This is a genomic window from Micromonospora sp. C51 (assembly GCF_018070435.1).
GTDB lineage: Bacteria > Actinomycetota > Actinomycetes > Mycobacteriales > Micromonosporaceae > Micromonospora > Micromonospora sediminimaris.
Map to the genome: position 1 here is coordinate 54,921 of NZ_JAGPXQ010000003.1, position 13,664 is coordinate 68,584.

A 13,664-nucleotide genomic window follows, 5' to 3' on the forward strand; every position below is an offset into this window, starting at 1 on the left:
CCGCTGGCCGGGTCAGGCCAGCCGGCGGGCCAGGGCCCGGCCGAGATCGCGGCCGGAGCGCCAGGCGGTCTGTACCCGGGGTTTGCCGAACGCGTCCCCGGCCAGCCCGATGCCGTCGTCGTCGAGGTGGAAGCCGGTGTCCGGGTCGCCCCCGTCGGCCGGCTTGGCGTACGTCCACCGGTGCACGTGCACGTGTTCCGCTCGGTCGGGCAGGGCGAGCAGGTCGCGTACGGCCGCCTCGATCTCCGGCGCGGCTGCGGTCGGTTGGGCCAGGTGCCCGGCCGCGAACCCCTCGGTGGTGTGCGCGACCAGGACCGCCGCGCCGTCGCCGCGCCGGTCGCCGTCGTCGCAGACCAGGTTGAGCAGTGGATGATCGTTGACGAACGCGCCCCGGAAGTCGGTCCACCGCCGGGTGGGAAACCGCAGCATCGCCGCCAGGGTCGGCGACCAACGCTGCCGTGCCACAGCGTCGGTGGCCGCGGCGAGTCCCGGGTCGAGCAGCCACGCGGCCTGTGGCCCGGGCATCGCCAGCACCACCGCCGCGCACTCCTCGCCGTCCACCGTCGGTCCCGGCCCGACACCGAGCACCAGCCGGTTCACCACCAGGGGCAGGTCCCGGGCGAACTCCTCCACAAGCGAGCGCAGCCCGCGCGGTGCCGCCCAGCGCATCGGCCCGCGCACCTCACGGCGGCCGTCGCCGTCGTACGCGACGAAGGTGTCGGTCCACTCCCGGGCCAGCCCGGCCGCCTGCCAGCCGTGCACCACCTCGGCGAACTCGGGATCACTCACCGTGAAGTAGGCCGCGCCGAGATCGGCGGGGCGGCCGTCGAAGCGCCGGCTGGCCATCCGGCCGCCGGCCACCCGGCCCCGCTCCCGGATCTGGACCGGCACGCCCGCGTCGCGCAGTTCCCGGGCGCAGGCCACACCGGCGATCCCGGCACCGATCACCACCACGCCCGATCGCTCACCGTCCATTCCATGATCGTAGGGCGGCCGGCCGCTACGGCCCGACGCCACGGGTCGATGGTCGGCCGAATTGTTCCGGAAACTCTTCACAAGCCTGCAATCGGCCCGTACCTTGACGGACATGTGGGAGCGCTTCCACGCACTTTCTTCGATGGGTACGAGGAGCAGACCATGAGAACCCGAAGCACATTCGCTCTGGTCGGCGTCGTGGCGACGGCACTGACCGTGGCCGGCAGCGTCGGCGTGGGCGCGCTGCGCCCCGCGCCCGCCGCGGCCGCCGACTCCGCCTTCTACGTCGACCCGCAGACCAGCGCCGCCCGGTGGGTGGCGGCCAACCCGAACGACTCGAAGGCCGCCGTGATCCGGGACCGGATCGCCAGCGTCCCGCAACCCCGCTGGTACACCACCACCAACACCTCGACCGTACGCGGCGAGGTGGACTCCTTCGTCGGCGCCGCAGCCGCCGCCGGCAAGATCCCGATCCTGGTGGTCTACAACATCCCCAACCGTGACTGCAGCAACCACAGCGCGGGCGGCGCACCGAACCACAGCGCCTATCGGCAGTGGGTGGACCAGGTCGCCGCGGGTCTCGGTGGGCGTCCGGCCACCATCATCCTGGAGCCCGACGTACTCCCGATCATGACGAGCTGCATGAACGAGAGCCAGCAGGCCGAGGTCCGCGCCTCGATGGCGTACGCCGGCAAGGCGCTGAAGCGGGGTTCCTCGGCGGCGAAGGTCTACTTCGACATCGGCCACGGTGGCTGGCTCGCCGCCGGTGAGGCCGCCGCCCGGCTGAACGCCGCCGACATCGCCAACAGCGCCGACGGCATCTCGGTGAACGTGTCGAACTACCGCCGTACCGCCGACGAGGTCTCGTACGCCAAGCAGATCATCGCGGCCACCGGCAACTCCCGGTTGAAGGCGGTCATCGACACCAGCCGCAACGGCAACGGTCCGGCCGGCTCCGAGTGGTGCGACCCGCCGGGACGGGCGATCGGCACCCCGAGCACCACCAACACCGGTGACTCCGCCATCGACGCGTTCCTGTGGGTGAAGCTGCCGGGCGAGGCGGACGGCTGCATCGCGGCGGCGGGTCAGTTCGTGCCGCAGCGGGCGTACGACCTGGCTATCGCGGCCGGCCCGGTGCCGACCACGGCCCCGCCGACCACCGCGCCCCCGACCACCGCACCGCCCACCACGGCGCCGCCGACCACGGCCCCGCCGACCACCGCCCCGCCGACCACCAACCCGCCCGGCGGCGGCTGCTCGGTGACGTTCACCCCGAACACGTGGACCGGTGGCTTCACCGCCGAGATCCGGGTGACCAACCGCGGCGCGGCGCTGAACGGCTGGAACCTCACCTTCAACGTCGCCTCCGGGGTGCGGTTGAGCAACGGCTGGAACGGTGACTGGAGCCAGTCCGGCAACCAGATCACCGTCCGCAACGCCGCCTGGAACGGCAACCTGCCCAGCGGCGGCACGCTCAGCGTCGGCTTCCAGGGCACCTACACCGGCAGCAGCCTGTCCACGCCGAGCGGTTACAGCCTGAACGGCACCGCCTGCGCCTGATCCCCTGACCCGTCCCGGGGCCCCCGGCCACCGCCCTACCGGTGGCGGCCGGGGGCCCACCCCTTCTTCGGAGCTCGCACCACCGATGCTGCCCGCGTCGGCGCAGGCCGACGAGCCGGAGGCCGCCCGGGTGTTACCGCCGCGCCGACGCGGGAAGGCGACCCGTTGACGAAGGAGGAGACCCATGACCACACAGTCGAACCCCTCGGCCTGGCAGCCGGGTGTGACCGGCGGCGGCACCCTCCCGTCGGGCCCCGGCGGTCGTCCCGCCGCTCCCAGTGGCGACGGCCACGGACCACCAGCCGGGCCGCCGACCGTGACGATCGGCGCGTTCCCGGACTATCCGGCCGCCCAGCGGGTGGTGGACCACCTCGCCGACAACCGGTTCCCGGTGGAACGCACCGCCATCGTCGGCACCGACCTGACCCTGGTGGAGACCGTGCTGGGCAGGATGACCACCGCCCGTGCGGCGCTGGTCGGAGCCGGTACGGGGGCCTGGTTCGGTCTGTTCATCGGCCTGCTGTTCGGCATCTTCACCGTCGGGAACTGGGTGGCGGTGATCCTCGCCGGCCTCGTCATCGGTGCGATCTGGGGTGCCGTCTTCGGCGCCGTGGCACATGCGATGACGGGCGGGCAGCGTGACTTCACCTCCGCCAGTTCCCTGCGGGCCAACCAGTACGCGGTCACCGTGGAGGCCGACGTGGCCGACCAGGCCCGTCAGCTGCTCGGCCGGCTGAACCTGGGTGGACGCGCGGCGCAGCCGGCGGGCTGACCTCGTCCGAAACCGCCGGACCGGGCGGCCCCGCGTGGGTGGGGCCGCCCGGTCAGTCGGTGGACAGGCGGGCGTGCAGGTGCTCGTCGTAGCGACGGCCGTCGCCGTAGCGGTGCGACTGCCGCAGCGTCCCCTCGGCCAGAAAACCGGCCCGTTCGGCGACCCGACAGGACGCGGCATTGGCCACCGCGTGACACAGCTCGATCCGCTCCAGCCCGAGGTCGGCGAAGGCCCACCCGCTGAGCCGCACGACCGCCGCCGTGGCGACCCCGCGACCGCGAGCGGCAGCGACCGTCCAATAACCGATCGAGGCGTCGCCGGCGTGAATGCGGTGCAGCGACACCGACCCGAGCAGCATCTCCGGGTCGATTGGGTCGGCCACCGCCAACGAAACGTGGCCACCGCCGGACCAGTCGGCCCGCCACCGTAGCCAGCGCAACGCGGCATCGAGGTCGAGCGGATCGCCCTGCGGGTTCCACTGCGCGATCGCCGGATCACGCCAGGCATCCAGAACGGCGGGTGCGTCCGCATCCCGCCAGGGACGCAGCAGCAGGCCGGGAGCGGTCAGTTCCACGGCCGCAGAGTCTCACACCACCCGTGCCGGGTGCGCACCGGATATCCCTCGGCGGCCCGCCGGCCACATTCCTTCAAAGCTTCACCACCACCGGCGAGCAACGCCGCTCATGCCCGCAACCACCACCACGACCAACTCTTGTTCAAATTTTGAGTAAGTGCTACCTTGGCAACGTGACCGAGAGCCTGGACCGCGATCGCCTGGCCGCCTGGCGGACCTACATCGAGGCCAGCCAGCGGTTGTTCACCCGGCTGGAGGACGATCTGCGCGCCGCCAGCGGGCTCAGCTTCGCCGACTACCACGTGCTGGTGCTGCTCTCCGAGGTGCCCGGGCAACGACTGCGGATGGGCGAGCTGGCCGACCGCCTGGTCTTCTCACCCAGCCGGCTGACCTATCAGGTTTCCTCCATGCAACGGCGGGGCCTGGTCGCCCGACAGCCCTGCCCGCAGGACGGGCGGGGCAGCGAGGCGGTGCTGACCGCCGCCGGGCTGCTGGCGCTGCGGGAGGCCGCACCGCACCACCTGCAGTCCGTGCGTACCCATTTGATGGACGACCTCGACGACGCCGAGGTCGCCGCCCTGACCAGGATTTTCAGCCGGCTCGGCCGGCGGCTGAGAGGGGCCGACGACAGTGACGCCACCCTCGCCGCCACCCCCGGCGACAACTGAAGGAGCCCCGATGCCCGCCATCACCGTCGACAACGTCCTCGTCCTGCCCCGGCTGCCCCGGCTCGACGAATCCACCGCGTTCCGGCCGGTCCGCCGGCTCACCACCGCGCCCAGCGGCTTCGAGGGCGAGGGGTTCCCGGTGCGCAAGGCGTTCGCCGGGGTGCCGATGAGCGAGCTGGACCCGTTCATCATGCTCGACCAGATGGGCGAGGTGGACTACGCCCCGGGCGAGCCGAAGGGCACCTCCTGGCACCCGCACCGGGGCTTCGAGACCGTCACCTACATCATCGACGGGATCTTCGACCACCAGGACAGCCACGGCGGCGGCGGCACGATCACCAACGGCGACACCCAGTGGATGACCGCCGGCAGCGGCCTGCTGCACATCGAGGCCCCACCGGAGCACCTGGTGGTCAGCGGTGGGCTGTTCCACGGCACCCAGCTGTGGGTCAACCTGCCCAGTGCGGCCAAGATGAGCCCACCGAAGTACCAGGACATCCGGGGCAACCAGGCCGCCCTGCTCACCACCCCCGACGGCGGGGCGCTGATCCGGGTGATCGCCGGTGAGATCGCCGGCCACCGGGGGCCCGGCTCGACGTACACCCCGATCACCGTCACCCATGTGACGGTCGAGCCGGGGGCGCAGGTGGACCTGCCCTGGCGGCCGGACTTCAACGCGCTGGTGTACGTGCTCGGCGGGCGTGGCACGGTGGGCGCCAACGGCCGCGGCGTACGCACCGGACAGCTGGCCGTGCACGGGCCGGGCGACGCGTTGCGGTTCAAGGCGAACGCCCGCCAGGACAGCCGCAACCAGACCCTGGACCTCTACATCATGGGCGGTCAGCCCATCCGGGAGCCGGTGGCGCACTACGGGCCGTTCGTGATGAACACCCGCGACGAGCTGATCCAGGCGTTCGAGGACTTCCAGGCCGGGCGGCTCGGAGTGGTCCCGGCGGAGCGGCTGCCGCACACCGAGGGGCAGGGCGAGCGTCCCTGATCGACCGCTGGACGGCGGGCGGCTCCGGTCACCGGGGCCGCCCGCCCGGCTCAGGAGACGGCGAAGATGCCGGCCACACCGAGCAGGACCATCACCAGTACGGTCAACAGCGCCCCCCGCTCGCTCTCCACCGCCTGCTCGCGGTGCTCGGTCGCGGAGTTCGTCGGCTCGCCGGACATGCTTCGGCTCCTCGCTGCTCGGGGTGCGGGTCGGTCGCCAACCGCCAGCAGCCCACCAGCGTGCGAGCCCGACCACGGGTTCGTATGGTGAGGACGTGAACGACCTCTCTGAGGGCGGGAGCGTGCCGCTACAGGACTGGTTCCTCACCGCACCGGAACGCGCCAACCCGGTCTCTGAGTTACCCGTCTGGACCAGTGGAAACCTCGCCGAGCCGCTGATTCATGGCGCCGAGTACTTCGACCGGCTGGTCACCGAGGTCGAGGGGCTGGGCGCCGGCGACCACCTCTTCTTCGCCGACTGGCGGGGCGACCCGGACGAGCGCCTCCGTCCGGACGGGCCGACCATCTCACAGCTGTTCGCCCGAGCGGCCCAGCGCGGCGTGGTGGTGAAGGGTCTGATCTGGCGCTCGCACCTCGACGTGCTGTCCTACAGCCACCAGGAGAACCGAAACCTCAGCGAGGCGATCTCGGCCGCCGGCGGGGAGGTGCTGCTCGACCAGCGGGTCCGGCGGGGTGGATCGCACCATCAGAAGCTGGTGGTGCTGCGCCGTCCAGCCGCCCCCGACCAGGACATCGCCTTCGTCGGCGGGATCGACCTGTGCCACAGCCGCCGCGACGACGACGCCCATCACGGCGACCCTCAGGCGGTGCAGATGGCCGCCGCCTACGGTGAGCATCCGCCCTGGCACGATGTGCAGCTCGCGCTGCGCGGGCCGGTGGTGGGCGCGCTGGACACCACGTTCCGCGAGCGCTGGACCGACCCGATGCCGCTGGACTCGGAGAACCCCCTGGCCTATCTGCGCGACCGGCTCCGTGGGGCGGATCTCACCCCCGGGACGCTGCCGGAGCAACCGGCCGACCCACCGACCTGCGGGCCGCACCACGTCCAGGTGTTGCGCACCTACCCCGCGGTCCGACCCCGGTACGCGTTCGCCCCGGACGGCGAACGCACGGTGGCCCGGGGCTACACCAAGGCGGTACGCCGCGCCCGTCGGCTGATCTACCTGGAGGACCAGTACCTCTGGTCCACCGAGGTCGCCGAACTCTTCGCCGGAGCGCTGCGCGACCATCCGGAGCTGCATCTGGTCGCCGTGGTGCCCCGCCATCCCGACGTGGACGGGCGGCTGGCCCTGCCGCCGAACACGGTCGGTCGCGAGCAGGCGCTGGCCCTGTGCGAGCAGGCCGCGGCGGGGCGGGTGCACGTCTTCGACGTGGAGAACCACGCCGGCACCCCGGTCTACGTGCACGCCAAGGTGTGCGTGGTCGACGACGTGTGGGCCTGCGTCGGCAGCGACAACTTCAACCGGCGGTCCTGGACCCACGACAGCGAACTCTCCTGCGCGGTGCTGGACGACACCGCGGACGAACGCCACCCGCACGATCCGGCCGGGCAGGGTGACGGAGCCCGGCGTTTCGCCCGGGAACTGCGGCTACGCCTGCTCCGCGAGCATCTGGACCGCGATCCGGCCGGCGGCGACGACACGGACCTGATCGACCCGGACGACGCGGTCACCGCGATCACCGCCGCCGCCGAGGCGTTGCAACGCTGGTACGACAACGGCCAGGTGGGCCCACGCCCACCCGGCCGGCTGCGACCGCACCGTGCCCGACGCCTGCCCTGGTGGACCCGGGCCTGGGCGCTGCCCGCGTACCGCCTGGTCTACGACCCCGACGGCAGACCGCTGCGGGCCCGCCGGTCCGGCACCTGGTAGCTCGGCTCCAGCTCGCCGAGCACCGTCAGCCCACCGGGGTACGCGAACGAGGAGCGCGGTGAGTAGTAGCCCCAGGCGATGGTGAGCGGGTTCTCCGGGCGCAACGCGTAGACGGGGTGGTCCGGATCGAGGAACTCGACCGACTCGATCTCGAACGCGGTGGACGGTTCGGCGACCACCGGATAGATGCTGCTGACCAGTTGACCGTGCAACTCGGTCAGGTAGCGGTGGTGTCCGTTGTGCATGGCGTGGCCGGTGTCGCCGACGCGTACCTCGGCCCGGATCACCGGCACGCCCTCGATGTCCGTCCCGGTGACGATCGTGCCGCCCCGCTCGGTGATGGTGGTGCGGCCGGGTACGGCCGGGGCACCCCGGGCCAGGGCGTAGCCGCGTACCCGCTCGCTGGAGGTGACGTAGTGGGTCCACCAGCCGCCCGGGGTCACCCCGTCCGGGGCGTCCATCCCGACGAGCGTGACGCCGAGGTAGGTCAGGGAGTAGGGACCGAAGCCGGAGGTCTGGCTCTCGTCGTCCACCACGTACTGGTTCATGAAGACCTCGCGGTCCGGGTGGGGCCGCAGCCCCTCGGGGACCAGCGCCGCCACCGCGTCCGGGTCTGCCGGCAACCAGCTGAAGTACAGCGTCCGGCTGTTCACGACGAGGTGGGGAACGGCAGGATCGAGCACGGCGCCTCCGGATCAGGGATGTACCCCGCGACGCTAAGCCCGGTCCCGTTCACGGGACAACGACGGATTGGTGACACTCCGCTTGCCAGCTGCGGCGACCATCCTCCGTTCGACGTCCCGGCGACCCCATCCGACTTGGCGGTGGTGGACGGACGGGCATCCACTATTGGCCCGATCGGCCGTCCGCACGGGGTCATCGCGACGATCCGACCACGTCCGGCAGGTTGACCTTGACCCTTTTGCGCCTTTCATGCCTGGAAATAACCTAAGTACATCGTCCTTTCGGCTAGATTTCCAGGAGACGATCGGGCTAAGGTGACTCCCGAACGTACTAACAGAACTAACCAAAGCGTCACGTCTATATCCGCGGACGAGGTGCAGGGAGGACCACCATGACCGCGTCAACGATCACCGAATCGGCGACCACCCCGGCAACCCCGACCACCCCGGCAACCCCGACCCCCAAGCTCGACCCGCGGGCGCTCACCGACAGCGCCGCCGAGCTGCTGAACGCCATGGCGGCGCTGCCGGCCGGGCATCCCTCCCGGGCCGCGCTGCGCGACCGGGCGATCGAGGCGTGGCTGCCGCTCGCCAACCACCTCGCCCACCGCTACAGCGGTCGCGGCGAGCCCACCGACGACCTGGCGCAGACCGCCGCCGTCGGCCTCATCAAGGCCATCGACAAGTTCGACCCGTCCCGCGGGGTCGACTTCGCCGGGTACGCGATCCCCACCATCATCGGCGAGCTGAAGCGGCACTTCCGCGACCGGACGTGGGACATCCGCGTACCTCGCCGCCTGCAGGAGCTGCGGCTGGCCATCTCCGACGCCAACAGCTCCCTGCTGCAGTCCCTGGGCCGCTCCCCGACCGTGGCCGACATCGCCACACACCTCAAGCTCACCGAGGAAGAGGTGTTGGAGGGCCTGGAGGGCGCCCGCGCGTACAACGCGGTGTCGCTGTCCACGCCGACCGGTGACGGCGACCGCGCGACCGAGCTGGGCGACATGCTCGGCGGCGAGGACAGCGAGTTCGAGCTGGCCGAGCTGCGGGTGGCGCTGGGCCCGGCGCTGGCCACGCTGGACGAGCGCGAGCAGAAGATCCTGACGCTGCGGTTCTACGGCAACCTGACGCAGTCGCAGATCGCGGAGCAGATCGGCGTGTCGCAGATGCACGTGTCCCGGCTGCTGGCCCGGGCGCTGACGAAGCTGCGGGGTCAGCTCGACGGCACGTACTAGGAGGGGGTGGCGATGGTGGCCGGGTCCGACGGACCCGGCCACCATCGTCTTCGCACCTCAGCCGGCGACCGGCTCCCGCCACATCGGCCAGAACGGCGTGCCGTCGGGCAGCCGGAACGGCTCGGCGACCCGGTAGCCGTGCCGCGCGTACAGGTCGCGGCTGGTCTCGCTGCTCGCCTCCAGGTACGCCGGCATGCCGTTGGCGTCCAGCCAGGCGTGATGGTGGCGCAGCAGCGCGGTGCCGACGCCCTGGCCCTGGCGGTCCGGACGCACGGCCAGCAGCGCCAGGTGGTGATGATCGTCGTGCGGATGGTTGGCGGCGAACAATTCGTCCAGGTGCACGAAGTTCGGGGTCCACTCCCCGCACGCCGAGGCCAGCCGGGCGTCGTAGTCCTCCGGCGGCGGCAGCGGTTCACCGACCGACGGCAGCCAGACCGCCACCCCGGCCCGGTCATCGGTGCCGAACACCAGCCCGTGCCGAGTGGCGTGCTCGACGATGATCTCGAAGTTCCCGGCCAGCACCGACTCCCGCTTGGCCTCGTCCGGCACCAGCCAGCGAGGCTGGGGAAGCACCATGAATGCCTCGGCGATCCGCGCGGCGACCCAACGAGCGTCGTCCTCGCCGAGTCGTCCGATCTCCGGCCGGGTCACCGCCGCACCTCCGCCGCGGGCGACGGCTCGGCCACCGGCGCGGAGGCCACGACGGCCGCCGCGCTCTCCGCGCCCAGGCCGATCCGGGCGTACGTGTCGGGACGCCGCCGCCGTAGCGACAGGCCCCACAGTCCGCCCAGCAGCGCCGCCACCGGGTAGGCCAGCGGGATCGCCCAGCGCAGCGGCGAATCCGGCTCGACCCCGAGCAGGTTGGCGAAGTTCTGCACCGCCAGCACGATGATCGCGATCAGCGCGATCACGGCGATGCCCGGCGCGACCAACCGCCGCCACAGCGTCTCCTGCACCTCGCTGCGGGCAAAGTACGCGATGATCGCGACCGCGGTGGTGGCGATCAACAGCAGCACGCCGAATCCGCCGCTGGTGCCCAGCCAGAAGAACAGTTGCAGGACCGGGTCCCAGCCGTTGACCGCGTACAGAATGATCACCAGCAGGCCGAGCGCGCTCTGCGCGAGCGAGGCGGCGCGGGGTGCGCCGGTGGTCGGTGAGGTACGGCCGAACACCGCGGGCAGCACCCGCTCCCGGCCCAGCGCGAAGGTGTAGCGGGCGGTGGTGTTGTGGAACGAAATCATGGCGGCCAGCACCGAGGTCAGGAAGAGCGCCTGCCCGATGGTCAGGACCGTGTCACCCAGGTGCGCACCGGCCAGGTTGAAGATCAGCTCGACGCTCTGGGTGCCCGCCTCCTCGACGATCCGGTCCGGCCCGACCGCCACCGTCATGCTCCACGAGGAGAGCGCGTAGACCACCGCGATGATCGCCACGGACAGGTAGGTGGCCATCGGTACCGTACGCTTCGGGTCCTTGCTCTCCTCGCTGAAGACCACCGCTGCCTCGAAGCCGACGAACCCGAGGATCGCCAGTACCAGCACCGCGCCGAGCCCCGGCACGAAGAAGTTCTCCGGCGAGAACGCGGCGAAGCTCACGTCGCCGCCAGCCGGATTGCCCAGCTGGCCGAGATCGAACACCACGATGATGGCGATCTCGGCGCAGAGCAGCGCCGCCAGCACCATGCCGTTGATGTCCACTCGGAGCAGGCCGAGCATTCCCACCAGTGCCCACGCCACCAGCGCCACGATCCACCACTGCGGGGTGATCCCGAACAGCCGGTCCAGCACCGGTGCCGCCGCCGCGCCGATGGTCCCGTAGAGCCCGACCTGGAGGGCGTTGTAGGCGATCAGCGCCACCCAGGCCGTACCCACCCCGGCCGGGCGTCCCAGCCCACGCGCCACGTACGCGTAGAAGGCCCCGGCGTTTGCCATCCGACGGGCCATCGCCACGTAGCCGACGGAGAACACGGCGAGCACCACGGCCACCGCCAGGAAGGCCAGCGGAATGCCGAGCACGCCGATCACGCCGTAGCCGGTGGTGACCACGCCGGCGACCACGGTCAGCGGCGCCGCCGCGGAGAGGACGAAGAAAATCACTGAGGGGACGCCGAGCCGGCCACGGGCCAGCGCCTCGGAGACGTTGCTCGGTCGTTCGGTTGTCGCTGTCGAGGACATGAACTGCTCCGGTCTGGGGGAAGGGGGTGTACCGGGTCAGGGGGCGCCGCGCAGCACCGCCGCGCCAACGGCGGCTTCGGTGTGCGCCACGAGTTCCTTCAGCGGGTCGGGCAGGGCCGGGATGATCAGGTTGAGTCGGTGGTGTGCGCGCGGACCGGCGCTCCACAGCACCTCCCGGGTCAGCCCCGCGGCGGCGACCAACCCGAGCAGCGTCGCGTCGGGCACACTGGGCGGCTCGGCACGTTCCAGCAGCGCACGCAGCCGGGTCGCTGGCCAGGCCACCACGTTGAGGTCGATCGGCTGGTAGGTGACGATGGTCCGCAACAGCCGCCGGCTCTCCTGCCGGCGCAGTACGCCGGCCCGGGAGAGCCGCTCGCCCACCGAGGTCACCGACGTCTGCGCGAGAAAGCTGAGCCAGGTACGCACCGACTGGTGCTGGGCCTCGCCGATCAACTGGTCCAGCACGGTGTGCGCCAACGCGTCGGCTGGCGGCCGGCGGTCGATCACGCTGAGCTGACCAGCGCCGACCGTGATGTGTCCATAGAGGATCAGCTCACCGAGAAGCCCCCCGGCCAGCCCGAGGCTGGTCGCCGCCGGGTGCAGCTTCGCCTTGCCCCGGGTGTCGTTGTGCGCGATCAGAAAGAACTCGTCGGCGGTGAGCACACGTCCTCCCGAGCCGGCCGTCCACAGTGATCGCTAACCGGAAAAGGATGCACCGAGCGCAACTGCAACGCAACTCCCGTTTTTGCCAGTTGCACTCCGTGGTTAAGCGACCTGCGCCTTTTCCCGTGACAGACTCGGAGGGTGACCGCGAGCCCCACCGTTCGACGACGCCGTATCGCCCGGGAACTGCGCCAGTTGCGCGAACGCGCCGGAATGACCCTGGATGTCGCCGCCCGACAGTTGGACATGTCCAAGAGCAACCTGTCCCGCATCGAGAACGCGCAGATCGGCATCAAGCCGCGCGACGTCCGGGCCGCGCTCGCCCTGTACCAGGTCACCGGCAACGACGCCGAGGCGCTCATCGAGATCGCCCGGGGCGCACAGCAACGCGGCTGGTGGCAGCACTACAGCGACGTCCTCCCGGAATGGTTCGAGTTCTACGTGGGACTGGAGGCTGAGGCCGCCACCCTGCGCACGTACGAGGCCGAGGCGGTGCCCGGCCTGTTGCAGACCGAGGCGTACGCCCGCGAGGTGTACCGGCTGACCGCCGGTGAGGACGATCTGGACCGCAAGGTGGCCGCCCGGCTCCGCCGGCAGGACGTGCTGCGCGGCGACGCACCGGTGGAATTGTCGGTGGTGCTGAACGAGGCAGTACTGCTACGCCCTGTCAGCGATCGCGCCGTCATGGCGGGCCAGATGAGCCACCTGGAAACCCTCGCTCAACTACCTAACGTAATCATCCAGGTACTTCCGTTCGAGGCCGGTGGACATCCGGCCATGAACTCGCCGTACGTGATCCTCACGTTCGCCGACGCGGCCGACGCGGCCGTTGTCTACCTGGAAAATCTCTCCACGGGCCTGGCACTGGAGGAGGGCGCGCAGGTGCGCTCGTATAGCCTTGTGCACGAGAGGCTGTGCACTCTGGCACTCGATCCAGCGGCGTCCCTGATCCGCCTGAAGGAAGCTTCTCGTTACTTTACGTGACCGCTGCATCGCGGTCACCCTCGGTATCGACGAAGGGATCGCGATGACCGCGCTCGACCTGTCCCGGGCGGAGTGGCGCACCAGCACGCGCAGTGTGGGCAACGGCAACTGCGTCGAGGTGGCCACCATCGACGGTGGGGTCGCGGTTCGGGACAGCAAGGACCGTCACGGCCCCGTGCTGACCTTCCCACCGTCGGCGTGGAACGCCTTCGTCGCCAGCGTCCACACTCGCTGACCCCACAATTCCCCCGCCGGGCGCTACACCCACCCCACCGCGCGGCGCACCGCGCTGCCACCTCACGGCGCACCGCGCCGCTCGGCCCCGTTGCCACCGTTCGGACCGCTCGTCCGGCCACCTCCCACGGCGATCACCACTGTCCCAACCCGACGGTTGTGAGGCCGATCCCGATTGCTTGTTGGCCGCGCCATGCCGCCGCGAGTGAGTGTCTGTGTCTGTGGCCCAAGCGAAGCGGCGGCCAGAGCAGCCAAAC

15 protein-coding genes are annotated in these 13,664 nt (G+C 71.1%); 8 read left to right on the plus strand and 7 right to left on the minus strand.

What is annotated here, in order from left to right:
• Positions 1 to 12: 12 nt before the first annotated feature.
• Positions 13 to 954: an NAD(P)/FAD-dependent oxidoreductase gene (locus KBX50_RS05615; RefSeq protein ID WP_210935576.1), complete on the minus strand. Its 942-nt coding sequence runs from the start codon at positions 952 to 954 to the stop codon at positions 13 to 15.
• Positions 955 to 1,137: 183 nt separating this feature from the next.
• Between KBX50_RS05615 and KBX50_RS05620 the strand changes: the two genes are divergently transcribed.
• Entirely contained in the window at positions 1,138 to 2,535 is a 1,398-nt protein-coding gene (locus KBX50_RS05620; protein ID WP_210935233.1) for a glycoside hydrolase family 6 protein, read from the plus strand.
• A gap of 184 nt (positions 2,536 to 2,719) precedes the next feature.
• A complete protein-coding gene (locus KBX50_RS05625) occupies positions 2,720 to 3,307 on the plus strand; it encodes a general stress protein (protein ID WP_210935235.1) in 588 nt (195 codons plus the stop codon).
• A 52-nt stretch (positions 3,308 to 3,359) separates the two neighbouring features.
• On the opposite strand, the gene KBX50_RS05630 is transcribed toward KBX50_RS05625, so the two are convergent.
• Entirely contained in the window at positions 3,360 to 3,881 is a 522-nt protein-coding gene (locus tag KBX50_RS05630) for a GNAT family N-acetyltransferase (RefSeq protein WP_210935237.1), read from the minus strand.
• Positions 3,882 to 4,054: 173 nt separating this feature from the next.
• On the opposite strand from KBX50_RS05630, the gene KBX50_RS05635 reads away from it, so the two are divergent.
• Positions 4,055 to 4,549 carry a MarR family winged helix-turn-helix transcriptional regulator gene (locus KBX50_RS05635; protein WP_210935245.1) on the plus strand — a complete coding sequence of 165 codons (495 nt, stop codon included), beginning with the start codon at positions 4,055 to 4,057 and terminating at the stop codon, positions 4,547 to 4,549.
• Between the two features lie 10 nt (positions 4,550 to 4,559).
• Positions 4,560 to 5,546: a pirin family protein gene (locus KBX50_RS05640; RefSeq protein WP_210935246.1), complete on the plus strand. Its 987-nt coding sequence runs from the start codon at positions 4,560 to 4,562 to the stop codon at positions 5,544 to 5,546.
• A gap of 50 nt (positions 5,547 to 5,596) precedes the next feature.
• On the opposite strand, the gene KBX50_RS33235 is transcribed toward KBX50_RS05640, so the two are convergent.
• Positions 5,597 to 5,725 (minus strand): hypothetical protein, encoded by a 129-nt coding sequence (locus KBX50_RS33235; protein WP_275415497.1) that lies wholly within the window; start codon positions 5,723 to 5,725, stop codon positions 5,597 to 5,599.
• A gap of 122 nt (positions 5,726 to 5,847) precedes the next feature.
• On the opposite strand from KBX50_RS33235, the gene KBX50_RS05645 reads away from it, so the two are divergent.
• The gene (locus KBX50_RS05645; RefSeq protein ID WP_210935578.1) at positions 5,848 to 7,437 is read left to right on the plus strand and encodes a phospholipase D-like domain-containing protein; all 1,590 of its coding nucleotides are present in this window, start codon (positions 5,848 to 5,850) and stop codon (positions 7,435 to 7,437) included.
• Here KBX50_RS05645 and KBX50_RS05650 read toward each other — a convergent pair.
• Positions 7,386 to 8,120, minus strand: a complete 735-nt coding sequence (locus KBX50_RS05650; protein ID WP_210935247.1) for an acetoacetate decarboxylase family protein — start codon at positions 8,118 to 8,120, stop codon at positions 7,386 to 7,388. The genes KBX50_RS05645 and KBX50_RS05650 overlap by 52 nt on opposite strands.
• 392 nt (positions 8,121 to 8,512) lie before the next feature.
• On the opposite strand from KBX50_RS05650, the gene KBX50_RS05655 reads away from it, so the two are divergent.
• Positions 8,513 to 9,355, plus strand: a complete 843-nt coding sequence (locus tag KBX50_RS05655; RefSeq protein ID WP_210935249.1) for a SigB/SigF/SigG family RNA polymerase sigma factor — start codon at positions 8,513 to 8,515, stop codon at positions 9,353 to 9,355.
• 57 nt (positions 9,356 to 9,412) lie between these two features.
• Here KBX50_RS05655 and KBX50_RS05660 read toward each other — a convergent pair whose 3' ends face one another.
• The 3 genes from KBX50_RS05660 to KBX50_RS05670 are packed head-to-tail and all read right to left on the minus strand — an operon-like array spanning position 9,413 to position 12,189.
• Positions 9,413 to 10,006 carry a GNAT family N-acetyltransferase gene (locus KBX50_RS05660; RefSeq protein ID WP_307870854.1) on the minus strand — a complete coding sequence of 198 codons (594 nt, stop codon included), beginning with the start codon at positions 10,004 to 10,006 and terminating at the stop codon, positions 9,413 to 9,415.
• Complete coding sequence (locus KBX50_RS05665) at positions 10,003 to 11,526, minus strand: APC family permease (protein ID WP_210935251.1); 1,524 nt, start codon at positions 11,524 to 11,526, stop codon at positions 10,003 to 10,005. Before KBX50_RS05665 ends, KBX50_RS05660 begins: the two co-directional genes overlap by 4 nt.
• A 36-nt stretch (positions 11,527 to 11,562) precedes the next feature.
• On the minus strand, positions 11,563 to 12,189 hold the full coding sequence (locus KBX50_RS05670) for a GPP34 family phosphoprotein (protein WP_210935252.1): 627 nt from the start codon (positions 12,187 to 12,189) through the stop codon (positions 11,563 to 11,565).
• A 141-nt stretch (positions 12,190 to 12,330) separates the two neighbouring features.
• On the opposite strand from KBX50_RS05670, the gene KBX50_RS05675 reads away from it, so the two are divergent.
• Positions 12,331 to 13,173 carry a helix-turn-helix transcriptional regulator gene (locus KBX50_RS05675; RefSeq protein ID WP_210935254.1) on the plus strand — a complete coding sequence of 281 codons (843 nt, stop codon included), beginning with the start codon at positions 12,331 to 12,333 and terminating at the stop codon, positions 13,171 to 13,173.
• A gap of 43 nt (positions 13,174 to 13,216) precedes the next feature.
• On the plus strand, positions 13,217 to 13,408 hold the full coding sequence (locus KBX50_RS05680; RefSeq protein ID WP_210935257.1) for a DUF397 domain-containing protein: 192 nt from the start codon (positions 13,217 to 13,219) through the stop codon (positions 13,406 to 13,408).
• Positions 13,409 to 13,664: the final 256 nt, after the last annotated feature.